At 49.4% G+C, this 18,648-nt stretch carries 18 protein-coding genes; 8 read left to right on the top strand and 10 right to left on the bottom strand.

What is annotated here, in order from left to right; all coding sequences use genetic code 11:
• The first annotated feature begins 113 nt into the window (after positions 1 to 113).
• Both dnaA and AC2YIT_RS15040 read left to right on the top strand, forming a co-directional pair.
• On the top strand, positions 114 to 1,541 hold the full coding sequence (gene dnaA, locus AC2YIT_RS15045) for a chromosomal replication initiator protein DnaA (RefSeq protein WP_223400454.1): 1,428 nt from the start codon (positions 114 to 116) through the stop codon (positions 1,539 to 1,541).
• Positions 1,542 to 1,580: 39 nt separating this feature from the next.
• Positions 1,581 to 2,558 carry a GNAT family N-acetyltransferase gene (locus AC2YIT_RS15040; RefSeq protein WP_487279696.1) on the top strand — a complete coding sequence of 326 codons (978 nt, stop codon included), beginning with the start codon at positions 1,581 to 1,583 and terminating at the stop codon, positions 2,556 to 2,558.
• Here the strand turns inward: AC2YIT_RS15040 and AC2YIT_RS15035 are convergent.
• Complete coding sequence (locus tag AC2YIT_RS15035; RefSeq protein WP_430845579.1) at positions 2,545 to 3,351, bottom strand: DUF3108 domain-containing protein; 807 nt, start codon at positions 3,349 to 3,351, stop codon at positions 2,545 to 2,547. The two genes, AC2YIT_RS15040 and AC2YIT_RS15035, sit on opposite strands and share 14 nt — an antisense overlap.
• Positions 3,352 to 3,364: 13 nt before the next feature.
• Positions 3,365 to 4,402 carry an aminopeptidase gene (locus AC2YIT_RS15030; protein WP_487279695.1) on the bottom strand — a complete coding sequence of 346 codons (1,038 nt, stop codon included), beginning with the start codon at positions 4,400 to 4,402 and terminating at the stop codon, positions 3,365 to 3,367.
• A gap of 376 nt (positions 4,403 to 4,778) precedes the next feature.
• On the opposite strand from AC2YIT_RS15030, the gene recA reads away from it, so the two are divergent.
• The gene (recA, locus tag AC2YIT_RS15025; protein WP_430845581.1) at positions 4,779 to 5,846 is read left to right on the top strand and encodes a recombinase RecA; all 1,068 of its coding nucleotides are present in this window, start codon (positions 4,779 to 4,781) and stop codon (positions 5,844 to 5,846) included.
• Between the two features lie 79 nt (positions 5,847 to 5,925).
• Here recA and AC2YIT_RS15020 read toward each other — a convergent pair whose 3' ends face one another.
• The 6 genes from AC2YIT_RS15020 to AC2YIT_RS14995 all read right to left on the bottom strand — a co-directional run bounded on the left by AC2YIT_RS15020 (position 5,926) and on the right by AC2YIT_RS14995 (position 13,076).
• The gene (locus AC2YIT_RS15020; RefSeq protein ID WP_487279694.1) at positions 5,926 to 7,464 is read right to left on the bottom strand and encodes a P-loop NTPase family protein; all 1,539 of its coding nucleotides are present in this window, start codon (positions 7,462 to 7,464) and stop codon (positions 5,926 to 5,928) included.
• Between the two features lie 15 nt (positions 7,465 to 7,479).
• Complete coding sequence (gene rny / locus AC2YIT_RS15015) at positions 7,480 to 9,051, bottom strand: ribonuclease Y (RefSeq protein ID WP_430845583.1); 1,572 nt, start codon at positions 9,049 to 9,051, stop codon at positions 7,480 to 7,482.
• Between the two features lie 123 nt (positions 9,052 to 9,174).
• Positions 9,175 to 9,486, bottom strand: coding sequence for a cell division protein ZapA (gene zapA, locus AC2YIT_RS15010; protein WP_106598074.1), 312 nt, complete (start codon positions 9,484 to 9,486; stop codon positions 9,175 to 9,177).
• On the bottom strand, positions 9,483 to 9,827 hold the full coding sequence (locus tag AC2YIT_RS15005) for a hypothetical protein (RefSeq protein WP_106598075.1): 345 nt from the start codon (positions 9,825 to 9,827) through the stop codon (positions 9,483 to 9,485). The genes zapA and AC2YIT_RS15005 overlap by 4 nt, the downstream gene beginning before the upstream one ends.
• 41 nt (positions 9,828 to 9,868) lie before the next feature.
• A complete protein-coding gene (pheT, locus tag AC2YIT_RS15000; protein ID WP_487279693.1) occupies positions 9,869 to 12,298 on the bottom strand; it encodes a phenylalanine--tRNA ligase subunit beta in 2,430 nt (809 codons plus the stop codon).
• Between the two features lie 127 nt (positions 12,299 to 12,425).
• Positions 12,426 to 13,076, bottom strand: a complete 651-nt coding sequence (locus AC2YIT_RS14995; protein ID WP_487279692.1) for a DUF1684 domain-containing protein — start codon at positions 13,074 to 13,076, stop codon at positions 12,426 to 12,428.
• Between the two features lie 187 nt (positions 13,077 to 13,263).
• Here AC2YIT_RS14995 and AC2YIT_RS14990 point away from each other — a divergent pair, with 187 nt between their 5' ends.
• Together AC2YIT_RS14990 and AC2YIT_RS14985 are read left to right on the top strand one after the other, a co-directional pair.
• Positions 13,264 to 13,641, top strand: a complete 378-nt coding sequence (locus AC2YIT_RS14990) for a response regulator (RefSeq protein WP_019944287.1) — start codon at positions 13,264 to 13,266, stop codon at positions 13,639 to 13,641.
• Between the two features lie 7 nt (positions 13,642 to 13,648).
• Positions 13,649 to 14,410 carry an MBL fold metallo-hydrolase gene (locus AC2YIT_RS14985; RefSeq protein ID WP_487279691.1) on the top strand — a complete coding sequence of 254 codons (762 nt, stop codon included), beginning with the start codon at positions 13,649 to 13,651 and terminating at the stop codon, positions 14,408 to 14,410.
• Positions 14,411 to 14,421: 11 nt separating this feature from the next.
• Here AC2YIT_RS14985 and AC2YIT_RS14980 read toward each other — a convergent pair whose 3' ends face one another.
• Both AC2YIT_RS14980 and AC2YIT_RS14975 read right to left on the bottom strand, forming a co-directional pair.
• Complete coding sequence (locus AC2YIT_RS14980; RefSeq protein WP_487279690.1) at positions 14,422 to 15,114, bottom strand: sulfite oxidase-like oxidoreductase; 693 nt, start codon at positions 15,112 to 15,114, stop codon at positions 14,422 to 14,424.
• Positions 15,115 to 15,126: 12 nt separating this feature from the next.
• Positions 15,127 to 16,353 (bottom strand): DUF819 family protein, encoded by a 1,227-nt coding sequence (locus AC2YIT_RS14975; protein WP_487279689.1) that lies wholly within the window; start codon positions 16,351 to 16,353, stop codon positions 15,127 to 15,129.
• Between the two features lie 148 nt (positions 16,354 to 16,501).
• Here AC2YIT_RS14975 and AC2YIT_RS14970 point away from each other — a divergent pair, with 148 nt between their 5' ends.
• From AC2YIT_RS14970 to AC2YIT_RS14960, 3 genes are all read left to right on the top strand, one after another.
• Complete coding sequence (locus AC2YIT_RS14970; protein ID WP_430845589.1) at positions 16,502 to 16,915, top strand: DUF3052 domain-containing protein; 414 nt, start codon at positions 16,502 to 16,504, stop codon at positions 16,913 to 16,915.
• Positions 16,916 to 16,917: 2 nt separating this feature from the next.
• Positions 16,918 to 17,964 (top strand): WG repeat-containing protein, encoded by a 1,047-nt coding sequence (locus tag AC2YIT_RS14965; protein WP_487279688.1) that lies wholly within the window; start codon positions 16,918 to 16,920, stop codon positions 17,962 to 17,964.
• 129 nt (positions 17,965 to 18,093) lie between these two features.
• Positions 18,094 to 18,606: a DinB family protein gene (locus AC2YIT_RS14960; protein WP_430845591.1), complete on the top strand. Its 513-nt coding sequence runs from the start codon at positions 18,094 to 18,096 to the stop codon at positions 18,604 to 18,606.
• Positions 18,607 to 18,648: the final 42 nt, after the last annotated feature.

Below are 18,648 nucleotides of genomic sequence, written 5' to 3'. Positions count from 1 at the left end.
GATACACTTTGTGACGATTAAATTGAATATCCGTTTCATCTGGAGAGATCAGGTATTTTTATATCTTTGCCGTCCTTTTGAACTATGATACTCAGAGTTTGGTAAATTATACATTGGAAAGAATCAGCACAAATAGAGAGGTAGACCAGGTTTGGGATGCTTGCCTGAGGATTATTCAGCAGCACATTCCCGAGCAGAGTTTTAAGACGTGGTTTGAACCCATTCGTCCTCTAAAGCTCTATGGCAAAGTACTTACCGTGCAGGTTCCCAGCCAGTTTTTCTACGAATGGCTGGAAGATAATTATGTCAATCTGTTGAGAAAGGCGCTGGATTACGCCATAGGCCGCGACGGTTTATTGGAATATTCCATTATTGTCGACACCGGTAACGAGAAGCACCAGCCGTTGACGATGAACGTCTCAACCCAGAAATCTCCAAATTATTCCAAGCCGGATAACTTTTCGACCGACCCGCGCATGGGGGCGAGTGTGAAGGAGAAAGATCAGGATTCACTGACGCTCGATACGTATTTGAACCCCAATTATTCGTTTGATAACTTCATCGAGGGAGATTGTAACAGGCTTGCCCGCTCGGCAGGTTTTGCGGTGGCGCAGCGTCCGGGACTCACGTCGTTCAACCCGCTGATGATGTACGGCGGGGTAGGATTGGGTAAGACGCACCTGGTGCAGGCGATCGGAAACTACATTACCAACCATTACGAAAACAAACTGGTACTTTACGTTTCTTCGGAGAAATTTACCAACCAGTTCATCAACTCGATCCGTAATAACACCCTGCAGGAATTCACGGATTTTTACATGAAAGTGGATGTGCTTGCGATCGACGACGTGCAGTTTTTGTCGGGCAAGGAAAAAACGCAGGATACTTTCTTCCACATTTTCAACCACCTGCACCAGCTCGGCAAGCAGATTATCATGACCAGCGACCGCCCGCCGCGTGAGCTACAAGGGTTGCAGGACCGTTTGCTATCCCGCTTCAAATGGGGCCTTACGGCCGATTTGCAGGCACCGGATTTCGAAACGCGTATAGCAATCATCCAGAAAAAGATCCAGTCGGAAGGCATTTCGATCGACTATGATGTGATCGAGTACATTGCGCACAGTGTGAATTCTAACGTAAGGGAGCTGGAAGGCGTGATCGTCTCGCTGATGGCGCAGGCCTCGCTTACCCGCCGCAATATCGATGTGGAACTGGCCAAGAATACGCTTCGTAACATCGTTATGAATGAGGATAAGGAGGTGACGATCGATACGATTCAGGAAATCATAGCCGATTACTTTCAGGTTTCCATTGCCGATTTGAAAAGCAAGAGCCGTAAAAAGGAGGTCGTCTACCCACGACAGCTGGCGATGTATTTGGCGAAAGAATACACCGACCTGCCGCTCAAATCCATTGGTTACCATTTCGGCGGCCGTGACCACAGTACGGTAATACACTCCATCCAGAGTATTAACCTGCTCATGGACGAGACACCCGACGTGGAAGAAACTTTGCAGAAGCTTCGTAGTTACTTTAAATAGGTTTTGACGTATCAATGTTCAGGAAAACTTCTGAACAACATGATGCCAAAGCCTATTCTTCTTTCCCGGGAGGAGATCGATGCTCCAATCTGGGATGACCACATTCAACATAGCCGGCAATGCGTGGTTTACGCATTGAGCTGGTACCTCGATATTGTGTGCGAGCAATGGGAGGCGCTCGTATGGCCTTCTGCCAATGATTTTTCGGTTATAATGCCGCTGCCTGTCCGACGGAGATTTGGCCGGCGCATTCTATATCAGCCTTTGTTCTGCCAGTATCTGGGTATTTTTTCAAAACATGATCTGACTACGGCGCTATGCGAGGCATTCCTCGAAGCTTTGGAAGGGCGTTTTCCTTACATTTCCAGTTATGCATTCAATCCGGAAAACTTTGCGGTAATCGAAAGCCTGTGGCTGAATGGCTTTGAAATGGAGGTATTGCAAACACATTGGCTGCATTTGGATCAACCCTACGCCGAGCTTTATACCGGCTATTCTAAAGATCGGAGAGCAAATGTGAAACGTGGGCGACGAATGGAATGGGAAACCGTTGAATCAGACGATTTTGAGCCGCTATTAGCGCTATTTGCTGCAAACCATGCACCGGGCATAGGCAAAATCAAAGCCGACGCTTACCAAACATTAAAAAAGGTCGGTGTGGAGCTCATCAAAAATGCCAGCGGGCGCCTCACGTACGCGCGCTCGGGCACACGCGTGCATGCAGGGGTAGTGCTCGCACACTATCGCGGGCGAACGGTCTACCTCTTTAATGCAGCGGACCATGCAGGTCGGAAAGGAAATGCAAGGGCACTAATGCTGGACGCTTACTTTCGCGATAATGCAGGTACGGAGCTGGTCTTTGACTTTGAAAGTCCGGCGAAAGAATCGATTGCAGGATATTATGCAGGCTTTGGCGCTATTGAAATGCCCTTTTACTGCATTAAGAGAAATGCATTGCCTTTCCCACTCAGGCAAATACAAGAGCTTCGGAAATGGCTTCTGGTCAAAACCAGTTGATGTCTTTGCGGAGGCCTTTGTAGGACTTTAAATCCATTTCCAAAGAGCCGATTTTAAGATCGACCTCGGCTTTCAACGGAATCTTATTCGAATCGTCGGACACCCAGAGCGCCATAGGCTCCTCGCCTTTGAAGAACTTGTTAGCCGGGATTTGCGGTGAAAGGCGCAGTACCTTGCTTTTGCCAAACTTGGTTTTAATCACATCTCTGCCTACATAGCGGACACGGAGCTTGTACACCTCGCCGTCAAAGAAAGTAGGTACTTCGATGATCTCGCCCTCGCGAACCTTGTCGAAATTGATGGTACGAAGGAAAAAATAGCCGCTGATGATGTCGTGAATGTTGTTGGGCACATTGTAGGTCTTGCTCTCGTCCTTCACGTTGGACACCGCCTGGTCTTTGCTGTGATTGAAGAAAACGGTCTCTTCCTTGCGGTATTTGTTTTCCTGGATTTGCCGTTCGAACATGTGAGGGAGAATGGCGGTGGTGTCTATGTATGAACGCCACGTGTCGCGCACGCGGGAAATCAGGTCGAATGCACCCACTGTGCGCCCAATGACATTGACCCGGTAGCAAGGCCGGTTGTTGATCATCGAAACCGCCTTGCCCACCTCCACTTTGGCTTCGGCGGCATTGATAAAGCCGTAATGCACGCGGTACTCGACCCTCTCGCCGGTACCGAAGCTCTTGTTATGAACCACACGGTCCATTTCGGCGCTCTCCTCATACTGGCGGAACGAGAACAGCAATGCAAATGTCGCTATGGCTAATAATAGTACGTACGATCTTTTCATGCTCATGATAACATTACAGGGAAGGGTATTTGCCCTTTAAATGGTTCAGGTATTTTTTCAAATCCCCTCCAAACTTCTTTTCAAATTCCTGCCTGAAACTGTCCTGTTTCGACTTATAGGTCAGGTAGCTGATAAAGTAAGCATTATTGGGAAGTTTTCCGTCGGGCCAGCGGCTTTTGTTTGTTAACGTGCGCTTGCCGGAAAGAAGTGTATCCGTATCGCTGACGATATCAGTGATCAATTTCATTTTCAATGAGTCCTTTTCAGCGCTCGGCGTTGGATCCGTTCCAAATGTTTTATAAAGACTGTCCAAACGGCCCGCACCCCTAAGCATATGCCGTGAATAGGCATCATTATACCGTTTGGAATATTCGTACTGGCGCATTTGTTCCGAATCCGCGCCGTATTTGTATTTCAAAAAACGGATAGTGCCCTGATCACCTACAAAACTGGCCAGGTTTTCATTGAGTTCCAGGTTGTTTTTCACAAAAAGCGTACCATGTGTAAGCTCATGCAAGATCAGATTGGTCAGGCTGCCAACGCGGCGGAGGAGCATGCTGGAAAGGATGGGGTCTTTCAGATAACCGAGCGTCGACCAGGCTGAAACTTCGCCAATATCGGTATCTAATCCATTGTCGATCAGGATCTTTTCCTCGGCAGCAGCACGGGTCGAATCGAAATAGCCTTTGTAGGGGAACGTACCGACGATCGGGAAATGCCATTGATACGGTTCTATTTTATAGCGTTGAGAGGCCGTAATGAGCCATATCAGCGGCCGGCCGTGTTGATTATAGAACGTCGTGTAATTATCAGAAGGCGTAAGCCCCAGCGAGTCCACACCGAATTGCTTGATCTCCCGAATGAGGCGGATCCTCGCCTTGAGTGAATCCGGAAACGTTTTATCGGCCAGGACCTCATCGACCTGCTGCACGTGCATCAATATGCCAATTTGTCCTTTGGCCTGTAAAAAAGCGTATGTAAGCACATCTCTCTGCCAAATGCCGAGCAAAACCGCCACAGCCAGCAGGGCAAGCAATATTTTCCTGATCACAATTTCAATGTTAAAATGATTACGGTAGGCCGTGGTACGGCCTACGCGGAGCCGCCACCGGAAATGGCTTGCCGGGGCACGCGGTTATTGTTTGCAAAAATAGCCAATTGGCAGACATTTAAAGACCGGGAGTCCGGCTTCTTCACCGTTTGATAATCTGTTATCTCCACTTGCATATCGCCATTTTTATTCTATCCCTACAAACGCTGTAAAATGCGAAAATTTCGGGAAAAATTAAGTTTTAAGGCAAAACTCGGGTTGTTGTTTTAGTGGGAATTAGCTATTTTTACAAAACAATAAAGACCCATTTACGAGCGGTTTTTGTCCTGCAAAAGCCGCTTTTTTATGTACCAACCAAATTACTGTTACCATTTCTATGGCACAAGCAACAACAGATAAAGACAACAAACTAAAAGCGTTACAGACCACGCTCGAAAAGCTCGACAAGACTTACGGAAAAGGTACTGTAATGCGTCTGAGCGACACCAAAGTATTAGATATTCCGGTGATTTCGACCGGCTCACTGGGTCTTGACCTCGCGTTGGGCGTAGGCGGTGTTCCCCGTGGCCGTATCGTGGAGATTTACGGACCTGAATCATCCGGTAAAACCACGTTGTCGATGCACTGCATTGCCGAGGCTCAAAAGAAAGGCGGTCTGGCGGCGTTCATCGATGCGGAACATGCATTTGACAGAACTTACGCGGAGAAGCTGGGTATCGATACCAGCAACCTCCTTATTTCGCAACCAGATAGCGGAGAGCAGGCACTCGAGATCGCCGAGCACTTGATCAGCTCCGGTGCGGTGGACATTATCGTAATCGACTCTGTGGCGGCATTAGTGCCGCGCGCCGAGCTCGAAGGCGAAATGGGCGACAGCAAAATGGGTTTGCAGGCACGTTTGATGTCACAAGCGCTGCGTAAACTTACCGGGGTGATCAATAAAACAGGATGCTGCTGCATCTTCATCAACCAACTTCGCGAAAAAATCGGCGTGATGTTTGGTAACCCTGAGACGACCACCGGTGGTAATGCATTGAAATATTACGCATCAGTGCGCCTGGATATCCGTCGTGTAGGTCAGATCAAGGAAAGCGCTGATGCGATCCTGGGTAACCGTACCCGTGTAAAAGTGGTTAAAAATAAAGTAGCACCGCCATTCAAAGTGGTAGAATTCGATATCATGTATGGTGAAGGCGTTTCCAAAGTGGGGGAGATCATCGACCTTGCTGTGGAGTTGGATATCGTGAAGAAATCGGGCTCATGGTTTAGCTACGAAGGCAACCGCCTCGGACAAGGCCGTGACGCTGTGAAAGCGCTGATCAAAGACAATCCTGAGCTGATGGAAGAGCTGGAAGGCAAAATCCGCGGCCAGGTAAACAACGATCCCGATTCACTGATCGACACAAGCGAGCCTAACATCGCTGACGACGGTTCTCCAGAATAAGCATTCACAACAATTCATAAAAATGCCCTGTTTGTAGCAGGGCATTTTTGTTTGGTATTGTTTGAAATGATAAGGCCGCTTAAAAAGGTTTACGGTCATCATCGTCATCATCTTCGAAATCGTAATCGTCTTCTCCCGGGCCGGAGAACATGCTGCTCACCAGATCCTGGAACTTCATGCCCTGATCGAGTGCTTGCTTGCCTACAAGCGAGAATTCAGCCATGCCGTGCAATGCGAATTCCATCATAAACAGTTTCTCTTCAGCATCGCCGTAGGCTGAGAGCATATCTACAAAATCGTCCAGGCCGTCGATGGTTTTCAACCGTGCAATGTACTCACGGTCGGTCATGTCGGCAGGCATTTCCATTTCATTGCCGGCGCCGAACCATTCTACCACTTTTGCGTATGGATTGATCTTGCTTTTCTTGCTTTTTTCAGGATCAGGGAAGAAATTCAGGAATTGCGTGCGGATCGCTTTGCCGATCAGATTCTGCGCCACGATCACCGGACCTTCGACTTCGCCTTCGTAAACCAATTCTACCTTGCCGCAAATCGCGGAAACGACGCCGTAAAGGTCCGAAATGCGCACGTAAGTCGAGTTTTCACCATTGATGAGCGCTCTTCTTTCAGCAGTGCTCAAGAGGCTTTCATAAGCGGAGATTGTCAGACGCGCCGAAACACCGCTTTTGCTATCTACATATTCACTCTCACGCGCTTCAAATGCAATCTGCTCGATGAGCGTCTTGATTAATTCATTGACGCGTACAACGCCTTTTTGCTCCGGTTTCACGACTGCTTCCTGCTCGGTAATGCGTTTACCGGTCTCGATCGTTTTAGGATAATGCGTCACAATCTGGCTTTCGATCCGGTCTTTGAGCGGTGTTACAATGCTTCCGCGGTTGGTGTAATCCTCGGGATTAGCCGTGAATACGAACTGAATATCCAGTGGTAACCGCAGTTTGAAACCACGGATCTGAATATCGCCTTCCTGCAAAATATTGAACAACGCGACCTGAATCCGCGCCTGCAAATCGGGCAATTCATTAATCACAAAAATGCCCCGGTGGGAACGGGGGATCAATCCGAAATGGATTACACGCTCGTCGGAATAGGGGAGTTTCAATGTCGCCGCCTTGATAGGGTCGACATCGCCGATCAAATCCGCTACTGAAACATCGGGCGTTGCCAGTTTCTCGGTGTAACGCTCGTCGCGGTGAAGCCAGGCTATTTCGGCATGATCGCCTTGCTCGGCGAGCACATCCTTGGCATAGCGCGAGAGCGGCGCCAAAGGATCGTCGTGCAGTTCCGAATTTTTAATATAAGGAATATATTCGTCGAGCAGGCTGACCATCATGCGCGCAATACGCGTCTTGGCTTGCCCGCGAAGGCCCAGGAAATTGATGTTATGCATGGATAGAATGGCCCTTTCCACATCGGGAATAACCGTTTCCTCATAACCCCAGATTCCCGGGAAGACATTCTCCTTGTTCCTGATCTTTTCAATCAGGTTATCTCTCAGCTCCTGCTTGATAGAACGCGACTGATAACCTGCTTTTTTTAGTTCTCCGAGTGTTCGGATTCCCAGTAGTTCTGTGCTTGTAAGCTTTGAGTAAGTCATGTATGAAATAGTGGATTAACGCGCGTAAGCCACGGAGCGCATTTCACGGATCACCGTAATCTTGATCTGGCCCGGGTACTGCATTTCTTTTTCAATTTTTTGCGAGATATCGAACGATAGCAAGCCCGCTTTTTCATCGGAAACATTGTCGGCATCGATGATCACGCGCAGCTCGCGTCCTGCCTGGATCGCGTAGCATTTCTCTACGCCATCGAATGACAGCGCGAGGTTTTCCAGGTCGCGCAGGCGCTGGATGTACGATTCCATCATTTCGCGGCGTGCGCCCGGACGTGAGCCTGAAATGGCGTCGCAAACCTGGATGATCGGCGACAGGATGGAGGTCATTTCGATCTCGTCATGGTGTGCTCCGATCGCATTGCATACCTCAGGATTCTCTTTGTATTTCTTGGCCAGTTCCATACCCAGGATTGCGTGGGGCAGATCCGATTCTTCCGGCCACACTTTACCAATATCGTGAAGCAGACCGGCGCGTTTGGCCAGTTTGGTGTTCAAGCCAAGTTCGGCCGCCATTGTAGCACACAATTTGGCCACCTCCCGGGAGTGTTGCAGCAGGTTTTGTCCATACGAAGAGCGGAAGCGCATCCGGCCGATCATTTTTACCAGCTCGGGGTGCAACCCGTGTATACCCATGTCGATCACAGTTCTTTCTCCGATTTCGACGATTTCGTCCTCAATGTTTTTGCGGGTTTTGGCAACTACCTCCTCAATACGGGCAGGGTGGATACGTCCGTCTTGCACTAAACGGTGCAGCGAAAGGCGTGCGATCTCCCTTCTTACCGGGTCGAAACCGGAGATAACAATGGCTTCCGGGGTGTCGTCTACGATAATTTCCACACCAGTTGCCGCTTCCAGGGCACGAATGTTACGTCCTTCACGACCGATGATTTTACCTTTGATGTCGTCATTTTCAATGTTGAATACCGATACACAGTTCTCGATTGCGTGTTCGGCGGCGGTGCGCTGAATGGTTTCGATGACGATCTTTTTCGCCTCTTTGGTGGCTGTAAGACGCGCTTCTTCCATGGCGCTTTTGATATAGGATCCCGCGCGCGTTTCGGCTTCGGCTTTCAATGCGTCCACCAATTGCTCGCGCGCCTGTTCGGCGGTGAGGTTGGCGATTTTTTCAAGCTGGGCAACCTGTTGCTGGAGGGATTTTTCGGCCTCCTCGCGGCGTTTAGTAGCCGCTTCCAGTTGCTGGTTGAGGTTATTTTTGAGGTTATCGAGCTCGTTTTCCTTGCGCTTGGTTTGTTCCAGGCTCTGATTCAGGCTCTGTTCGCGTTGTTTGAGCTTCTGCTCATTGCTTTGCAGGATGCTGCGCTTTTTATTGGCGTCTTCTTCGAATTCCGATTTCAAACGGAGGTACTTTTCTTTCGCTTCGAGAATGCGGTCTTTTTTGATATTTTCGGCCGCTACTTCTGCATTTCGCAGAATTTCAGCTGCACGTTCCTGGGCCTCTTTTTCCTTGGCGTCGAATGATCGCTGAAAAATGTACTTACCTGCAAAAATACCCACCCCAACGGCGATGATATCGGACAGGATGACGATGAAGAACAATGAATTAGACATTTCAATAATGGTTATATATAGTTGGTTTTACCGACTACACCCGCGTTGAAATGCCGAAAATGGAAGAAATTGAAAGTATATTTTTGCAGATACTGTAAAAAATCAAAGGGTCAGGTATGGGTGTCAGCTTTCGATAGCACTGGCGATTGTCTCGTCCAGTTTTTCCACTCTGCTTTTAAAAGCCGCCACCAGGTCGTCCATTTCTTCCTGGTTCCGTTGTAATGCCACCAGGCATTCAATAGAGGTCAATGCAATAGCCTCTATATCACCGTATACTTTCCCTTTTAATTTATGCTGTTGCACACGCTGCATGAACACCTCATACCCATCCCTGTAGAATTTCTCCTGATCCGCCGGAACGCTCAGTTTGAAACCTCTGTCCAGCAGTTTTATAAAGACAGAAACGTCTGGATTAGGTATGCTATTTTTTTTCATAAGGTATCTTCAAGCAATTCGATGCACTTATCGATCTCCTGGATATATCTTTCAACTGATTCTTTCAGCTCGGCAATTGCGCCTGTTGGTGTCAGTTTACTAGTGACAAGTTTAGCGAAACTTTTAGACTTATTAAAGTCTTTTTCTAAAGAGGTGTATTTTTTCCTTATTTCTTTCGATTCTTCCGTGAGTCTCGCATTGGCGGCCCGGAGCTCCGCGTTTTCACGCTGGAGCTCTGAGATCGACCAGGTTAGTTTCTCTTTGTGATTGATCAGGATTTCGAGTTTTTTCTCGACGTCGGACAGTTTGTGTTCGATAATACGTTCGGTAGTCCTCTCCATTTTCCTCAACTGAAAAAATCCGACAATGAAAAAACTGTGGTTTACTTTCTGATCACCGCTTCAAATTCCCTTTCGTAGGTTGCAATCAGGCGCTGCATCGTTTTGTCTATCACCTTGTCGGTAAGCGTTTGCTGCTCGTCCTGCAAAATGAAGCTGATCGAATACGATTTTTTGCCTTCCAGGTTCGCGCCCTCGTACACGTCGAACACGTTAATTGCGCGCAGGAGGTTGCGCTCGGTTTTATAGGCAGCCTGGCGCAGCTCTTCGAAGGTCACTTTCTTGTTCAGAACCACCGAAAGATCGCGGCGTACTTCGGGGAATTTGGGTACCTCCACATATTCAACCGCAGCATTGTACTGGCGCAGCAGGTACTCCCAATCGAAATCGGCATAATACACCGCTGCTTTAATGTCGAGTTTTTTGGCAATGGCTGCATTCAGCAGACCGAAGGATACCACCGGTTTTTTATTGGCCAGCAAGGTCAATCCGCTTTTGAATACGGCATTGTCCGCTTCTTGTTTCTGCACATCACGGATTTTCATTGAAGTCAGAACCTGGTTCACAAATGCGGCCAGATCATGGAAAACCACTTCGCGCGACTTCTCAAACCAGCTTTCCTGACTGATATTACCCGTTACGAAAACAGAAAGACGCTCTTTCTCTGTGTATTTACCATCCGTTTCATGGTAGGTTTTGCCAAATTCAAACACTTTCAGATCCTTTTGACGGCGGTTGCTGTTGTAAGCGATCACTTCAAGCCCGGAGAAAAGTAGCGTCTGGCGCATTACCGAGAGGTCTTCGCTGAGATAATTCAGGATTTTTACAGGATTACCCGGAAGACTTTCGCCTAGAATGGCCTGATATTCAGGCTTTGTCAATGAATTGTTGATCATTTCATTGAAACCATTGCCTACCAGCAGTTCCGCCACGCGCAGTTTCAGCTTTTCAGGATCATTAACCGGGAAATCCGACAGGTAATCCGAGCTCAATGCATCCGAAAGTTCCACCTGACCGAACCCATAAATCCTCAGAATTTCCTCGATTACATCCGCCTCACGCTGCACATCCACACGGTATGGCGGCACAATCGCCGTGAAACCAGCCTCTGTTTCGTCGGTAATACGGATATCAAGCGATTCGAGAATGTCCTTAATCAGCTCTTTACCCAAAGACTTGCCGATCAACCGGTCGATGTTTTTGTATTTGATATTTACCTTGAAATCTTCAATAGGCTCAGGGTAAATGTCGATAACCTCGGATGAAATGCTTCCACCAGCTATTTCCTGGATCAGTAATGCAGCGCGTTTCAAGGCGAAAAGCGGCATATTCGGATCAGTACCGCGCTCGAAACGGAATGATGAATCGGTTTTCAGCGCGAAACGCTGCGCGGTTCTGCGCACCCATACGGGCGAGAAATAGGCTGATTCGAGGAAAATAGAAGTAGTACCGTCGGTCACGCCGGAAGTAAGCCCGCCGAAAACCCCGGCAATGCACATAGGCTCGGGATTGCCATCGATGCCTTCATTGCAAATCATCAGGTCGTTGGCAGATATTTTGCGCTCAACACCATCCAAAGTCACGAATGGCGTGTTTCCGGCAACGGTGGTCACAATCACTTTTTTACCCAAAATCTTATCCGCATCAAATGCGTGCATCGGCTGGCCGAGTTCGTGGCAAACGTAATTGGTAATGTCGACGATATTATTGATCGCCCGGATACCGATCGTTTGCAGGCGTTGTTTCAGCCATTCCGGCGATTCGGCCACGGTAATGCCCGAAATCGTGAGGCCGGTATAGCGGGGGCATGCCTCGGTATTGCGAACTTCTACCGGAATCGGCAGATTTTGGTTATCTACTTTAAATGCCTCCACCGAAGGCAATGTGATCTCACGCTTCAAAACCGCTTTCAAATCACGCGCGACGCCATAATGCGAGGCCGCGTCCGCGCGGTTGGGCGTAAGGCCGATCTCGATCAGGTAATCCGATGAAATGCCGAAATATTCAGCGGCAGGCGTGCCGTTGGGTAGCTGGGTATCAAGCACGAGAATGCCGTCGTGTGAAGTACCCACGCCCAGCTCGTCTTCGGCGCAGATCATCCCTTCGGAAAGCGCTCCCCGGATTTTGGATTTTTTCAAAACCAGCGGCTGGTCGCTGCCGGTCGGATATAGTGTAGCGCCCACGGTCGCCACGATCACTTTCTGCCCCGCAGCCACATTCGGCGCGCCGCAAACGATCGAAAGCGGTGTTTCACCGCCCACGTCCACGGTCGTCAGGCTCAAACGGTCGGCTTCCGGGTGTTTCTCACGGGTCAGTACTTCACCGATCACCACGCCCTGCAAGCCGCCTTTTATCGATTCGATCTCTTCAATACCTTCGACTTCCAGCCCGGTGCCCGTTAGCAAACGGTCGATTTCCTCGGGTGTTTCAGTAATTTCAATTAAATCTTTAAGCCACTTATAAGAGATCTTCATCTAGAATGCTTTAATAACAATAAAAACTCTGGCGCAGAAAATGCGGCCTGTTTGCAAAATTAATGATTTAGTTTGAACGGCATTCGGGCATTTTGTGCCGCGTGCTTGTTTTTTATAATGCCGCCGGTTATTCGTGCGTCGCTTCCTCCGTCACTTCGCCTGCGTGAATGGCGACTGTCAACGTGTTTTCGGCAGGCGGTACCGGGCAGGCATAGCTTTCCTGGTAGGCACAATACGGATTATACGCCTTGTTGAAGTCGAGTACAATGGTGTTGTTCTTGATCTGATCCACCGGATAATCCAGGTAGCGGCCGCCACCGTAGGTCTGCTTCCCGCTGGTAGCATCACGGAAAAGCACCGAAATGGTGCCTTCATTCTTCAAAAGCAGCAGTTTTTGCGGCTGACCTTCGATACTGAAATTGGCATAACCGTATTTTTCGTATTTCTCGGTAGTACCGTCAGTATATTTCACGATTACCTCCTTATCGTCTAGCATGTACGGAGAGATATTGGCTTTCACCCGGAATGCGAGGCTCGGTTCGAAGTAATGCAGGCCATGAAAGCTTTCTTTATCCTTGATAGGGGAGTCGTCGCCGGATTTGAACTGCTCGTCCTTGGCGGCACGTTCTTCGAGGATCTTGGTCTTATAAGCCGCCGGGTTGGCCGCGATGGCATCGTCGGAGCTGCTGGCGCCGCCCATGTTTTCAATAATGAAGTACGCAAGGATCGCAATGAACATGGCGATCGTGCTGTATCGGATCACTTTATTTTTGAACATAATAAGGATTATAGGGTAATCGGACTGCAAACTTACACCCGATCGCGCGCTTTGAAAAAGTATGGAAGGTTTATTTACTTTTTTGGAATAATTTTGAAACTTCGCGACCATCGGGTTTGCGATGTTGGTTGAAATATATCTAAATTGACCTGGGAAAAAACTTTAAACACAATACCTGCCCCATTGTATGTCATACACAAAACGAGTACTCATTGCCGAAGACAGTTCAGTTATTCAAAACCTGGCAAGGAAGATTCTGGAATTTCAGCATTATGAAATCACTTCCGTGAAAAACGGCGAGCAGGTGCTGCAATTGCTTGAAAAAGAGGATTTTGATATCATTCTTTTGGATATCAATATGCCTGTGATGGATGGAATGGAATGTGCAAGAAGCATCCGTAAATTGCCTGACGAGAAGAAGGCCAAAACGCCGATCGTTGCGATCACGGGCAATGCCAAAAATTATTCAGACGAAGATTTCAAAGAAGCAGGATTTGACGATGCGCTGATGAAGCCGTTGAATTTCGACCGCCTGGTTGAAGTGGTGGCGCATTTGACAGAATAAACACCTGATGAGGATTACATTTTTAGGAACCGGCACATCGCAGGGAATACCGGTTATTGCCTGCGACTGTGTCGTTTGCCGTTCTAATGACCAGCATGACAAGCGTTTACGGACTTCCGTGTGGATTCAGGCCCACGGCAAGTCGTTCGTCATCGACACCGGCCCCGATTTCCGCCAGCAAATGCTGCGTGCCCATGTGAAGGACCTGGACGCGGCTATTTTCACCCACCAACACAAGGACCATACTGCGGGGCTGGACGACATCCGGGCGTTCAACCACCGCCAGCAAATGGATATTCCGCTCTACGGCAGGCAGGAGGTTTTGAACCAGATTAAAACCGAGTTCGCTTACGCATTTGCAGAGAAACGATACCCCGGCGTTCCGCATTTCTCATTGCATCCGATTGAAAAAGAGCCGTTTGAAATAGAAGGGGTGAAGGTAATTCCCATTGAAGTAATGCACCATAAGCTGCCCGTTTTCGGCTACCGTATCGGCGATTTTACCTACATTACCGACGCCAATTACATTTCCGAACAGGAGCAGGAAAAAATCAAAGGCTCGCAGGTGCTTGTGCTCGATACGTTGCAAAAAGAGCCGCACCTCTCGCATTTCACACTTTCGCAGGCGCTCGATCTGATCGATAAACTGAATGTGCCGCAGGCCTACCTGACGCATATGAGCCATAAACTGGGTCTGCATGCTGTCATCGAAAGCGAACTTCCCCCGCACGTGCATCTGGCGTACGACGGGCTGGTGCTGGATATGTAAAAATATTCAGCTTAGCTGTACCGGTCGTTGCGCCAGGGATAAGCGGTGTTGGAATAGCCTCTCAGCTCCCAGAAGCCAAGCTGGTTTTTAGGTAAAAACTGAATGCGGCTGATCCATTTGCTGCCTTTCCACGCATAAAGCTGAGGGGTGATCATACGCACCGGACCGCCGTGGTCACGTTCGAGCGGCTTGCCATCGGCAGTGTGGACGAGCAGCACGTCCTCTTTCAATGCTTCTTCCAGCGAAAGATTAGTTGTGTATTGATCGTAACCATGACACAGCACGTGTGTAGCGGTCGGTTTGGGCATGACCAGCGCCGCAATATCGGCCAGGCGTACGCCCACCCAGGGCACATCCATGCGCGACCAGGTGGTTACGCAGTGAAAATCGCTTACGTCGTTGGTCTGGGGCAATGCCATGAAGTCGTCCCACGTCAGTGTGAGGGGCGATTCCACTTCACCGTCGACGATGAGTTTCCATTTGTTGAGCGGGATGTCCGGCTTGAAGCCCAGATCCAGCACGGGCCATTTGGTTGTTTTGGTCTGGCCGATAGGTAATTGGGGCATTCCATGACGGTTGGGCGCGCCGCTTCCCATGGGACGGGTATCGGACACGGAGGGCGTTTGGGCCATTTGCTCTTCAAAGCGGGCTTTGAGCTTCATCCGTGCTTCGACGATTTTATCAAGTTTGCTGTATTCCTCCATCTCAGTTGATGTTTAGGTGCTGATCCATTGCATCATTAAAGCAGTTAAATACCCTCCATAAGTTCCGATGGCGTATCCCAAAATTGCCAGCAGCACACCCACGGGTGCCAGCGACGGGTGAAATGCCGCCGCCACAACCGAAGCCGAAGCTGAGCCGCCCACATTGGCCTGGCTTCCGACAGCGAGGAAAAAGAAAGGAATTTTAAGCCATTTGCATGCGATAACCAGGATAATACCGTGAATTGAAATCCAGATCAGCCCGATGGCGAACAGGCCGGGGTTACCTGCCACCGCTCCCAGGTCCATTTGCATCCCAATGGTCGCTACAAGCACGTAAAGGAACACTGAGCCTAATCGCGATGCGCCATAGTATTCGAGCTTGCGCACGGGCGTAAGCGAGAGCAGGATGCCGATCAGGGTAGCAATACTGATGACCCAGAAAAAGTTGGAAGTAAGGCTATACTTTTCGAGCGCCGGGTAATTTGCAGCCAGATAAGGGGTGATCATCTCCGCCAGTTCGTGCGCGACGCCGGTTGCGCCGAAGCCAGCGGCCCCCAGGAAAATGTACTCGCGCAGTGTTGGGTTTTGTTCATTGGCTTTTTGCTCCGAATCCAGGTGCTGTTTCACCTGCTGCACCGCGCCGCTATCGGCGCCCAGCAGCGCATCCACACGCGAAGCAATGCCGGCCCCGTAGATCAATGCGGCCATCCATAGCTCGGCAACGAGTACATCGACAGCCACCATTTGGGAGAAAAGCACATCGCTTGGATGGAACACCTCGCGCAATGCGGTTTGGTTGGCCCCGCCGCCTATCCAGCTTCCGGCGATCGTGGCGAGCCCGCGCCAAACGGCATCAGCGCCCTGGCCAGCAACGGTGGCCGGGCTGATGGTGCCGACAATCCATAATGCAAGCGGTCCGCCCAGCATAATGCCGGCAGTGCCGATCAGCATAGCCGCCAATGCCTTCGGTCCAAGCCGGGCCAGCGACTTCCAGTCCATTCCAACAGTGAAAAGTACGAGACAGGCCGGCAGAAAATATTTTGAAACAACCGGATACAGCTGCGATGTGGCGCCATTGACTACTCCGAATGAATTGAGCAAACCCGGTATGAAATAGCAGAGCAGCAGGGGAGGTATAACAGTATAAAACCGTTTCCAGCCGGGCTGCGCGGCCGTGTAGAAAATGCCGGCCAGTATCAGCATTAACAGGCCGAGAACGACCGCGTCGTTGGTAATCATGCGTCAGAATTACAGGTAAGGGAAAAGTGAATGGCTAAAAATAGCTGAAAAGTGCCGGATATGCATTCTTTTAAAGCTTTTGCACGGGGCACTTGCGTCTGAAATTGCGGATTTGTAACTTACTTACGATATATCACTTACTTATATTATGGCGGCTCAGGCAGGTTATTCCAATACAAGTCTTGTCAAAAAGCTGGGCATCAAGCCCGGCTTTAAAATCAGGTTCGTAGATCCGCCGACGCACTACTTTGACTTGCTGGAAGGGCTGCCTGCTGATATTATCGTTTTAGAAGAACCTGTGCCCGAATTAGATTTCATCCATTATTTTACCAAACAAGCCGCCGGCCTGGAAAGGGATTTGCCCGCATTGAGAAGGCAGATCGTACCGAATGGGACCATCTGGATTTCCTGGCCGAAAAAAGCCTCGAAGGTTCCCACCGATGTCACCGAGGACGTCATCCGGAATCTTGCATTGCCGATTGGCCTGGTAGATGTGAAAGTATGCGCAATCGATGCGGTCTGGTCGGGTTTGAAGTTGGTGATCAGGGTTAAAGACAGGTGAAGATGTTTGGAACACTAAAAAGATACTTGCTGCTGATACTGACCGCAAATCTGGCTTCCGGCGCCATTGCGCAGCAAAATGAGCCGGTAAATCCGGATACAAACGTCAACGCGGGCATTACCGTGGTACGTGATACAACCGATTCAAGCAAATTGCGGCATTATTATAAGCTGGCCAACGGCCGTGTGCTGGGAGAGGACAGCGTGTATGTATTCGACGCAACCGACGACTGTGAAAGCGACGGCAAGATCCGTTTCCGAGACCGGGTGACAGACAAAGTTGGTTTTTTCGATAACGATGGCAGGGTAGTAGTGCCGGCTGTTTACAATGACGCAAGCCGGTTTCAAAACGGCATGGCGATGGTGATCAAAGATGCCAGGCGGGTAGGATGGGACGGCGAAGATTGTGAAAAGAGTGACTGCGAGCATTGGCTGTGGAAAGGCGGTAGCATGATGCTGATCAATGCGCAGAACCAGGTGCTGGTCGATAGTTTCGAAGTAGACGGGCAGATCAATTGGTATTCATTGCGAATTCAGGACATGCGGGGAGATACCAGCTTGTTTTGCTCGGTCAAGGGCGTCAACGGCAAATGGTATGTGTTTGTGGATTATCAGAAGGAATTCGACAAGTGGTTCCGTGAAGAATACCTGGCGGCGCTGCCGGACCTAGCCAAACTGCGGGAGTTTTCACACGATTCACTGGTTAGTTCTTTACCTGAATATCAGGAATGGCAGCGGATGTCGGGGGATGAATTCATACAAAAGTGCGGTAGCCGGTTGGCAGCCCGGTTACAGCTGGTCCGTGACCATAAGATCAGCATCTTTACCGGCCTGACTCCATTTGGCCTGAACCCTTACATTCATACCGGAGCATCGTTTGAACCATTTTTTGACGGATGCATTCCGGGCGATGCCGGGCGTTATCCGGCATTCGAAGTTACATCCAACTTCACCGGCAAAAACGGCCGCCTTGATTACCAGGAGAATTACTCGTTTTTACGAACCGACAAGGGCTATAAATTGATAGGTATCTCCTGGCGTAATCCCTAGCGGAATGCGCTTTATTTGAGCTTAACAAAAAATAAATACGCTCAATTGCGATCGTTGGCGGGGCAGATGTTGTTGTCCCAAACGGAGCCAATCCGTTTTTTAACCACCAATCATCAAGAAACCTTCATCATGAGCACACAGAACGAAGCCACCGCGCTCAAAAGCAGCAAAGAGTTGTTTGTTAAAATGGTAGTCTCCAACTGGGAGCTGCAAAATCAGCGCCTGAACGGCTGGCTGGCCCAATTGCCCGACGAACGTTTGTTGGAGCCCGTTGCCCAAGGCAAAAACCGGGCGGTTTACCTGCTTGGCCATTTAGTGGCAGTCAACGATGGGATGATCGCATTACTCGGATTGGGTGAGCGCCTGTATCCTGAGCTCGACGAGCTTTTTGTCAAAAATCCTGACCGCAAATTCGACCAGATCCCAACCGTGGCCGAGCTGAAAGAGAAATGGACCAATCTCAATGCGGTATTGACCCGCTATTTCGCCGAGCTCGACGCTGACGAATGGTTTCGCAAACATAATGCGGTATCAGACGAAGATTTCGCGCGAGAACCACACCGAAATAAGCTCAATATATTGATTAACAGGACTAATCATGAAGCTTACCACCTGGGGCAACTTATTTTTTTAAAAGCCTGACATCACCTCCCGGCAGTTGTAAAAGTCAGCGATTTTGTAATA

It is taken from the genome of Dyadobacter sp. SRI_021 (assembly GCF_057586235.1).
Note: the sequence above shows the minus strand (reverse complement) of the source record. Positions and strands in the feature narration are given on the sequence as shown.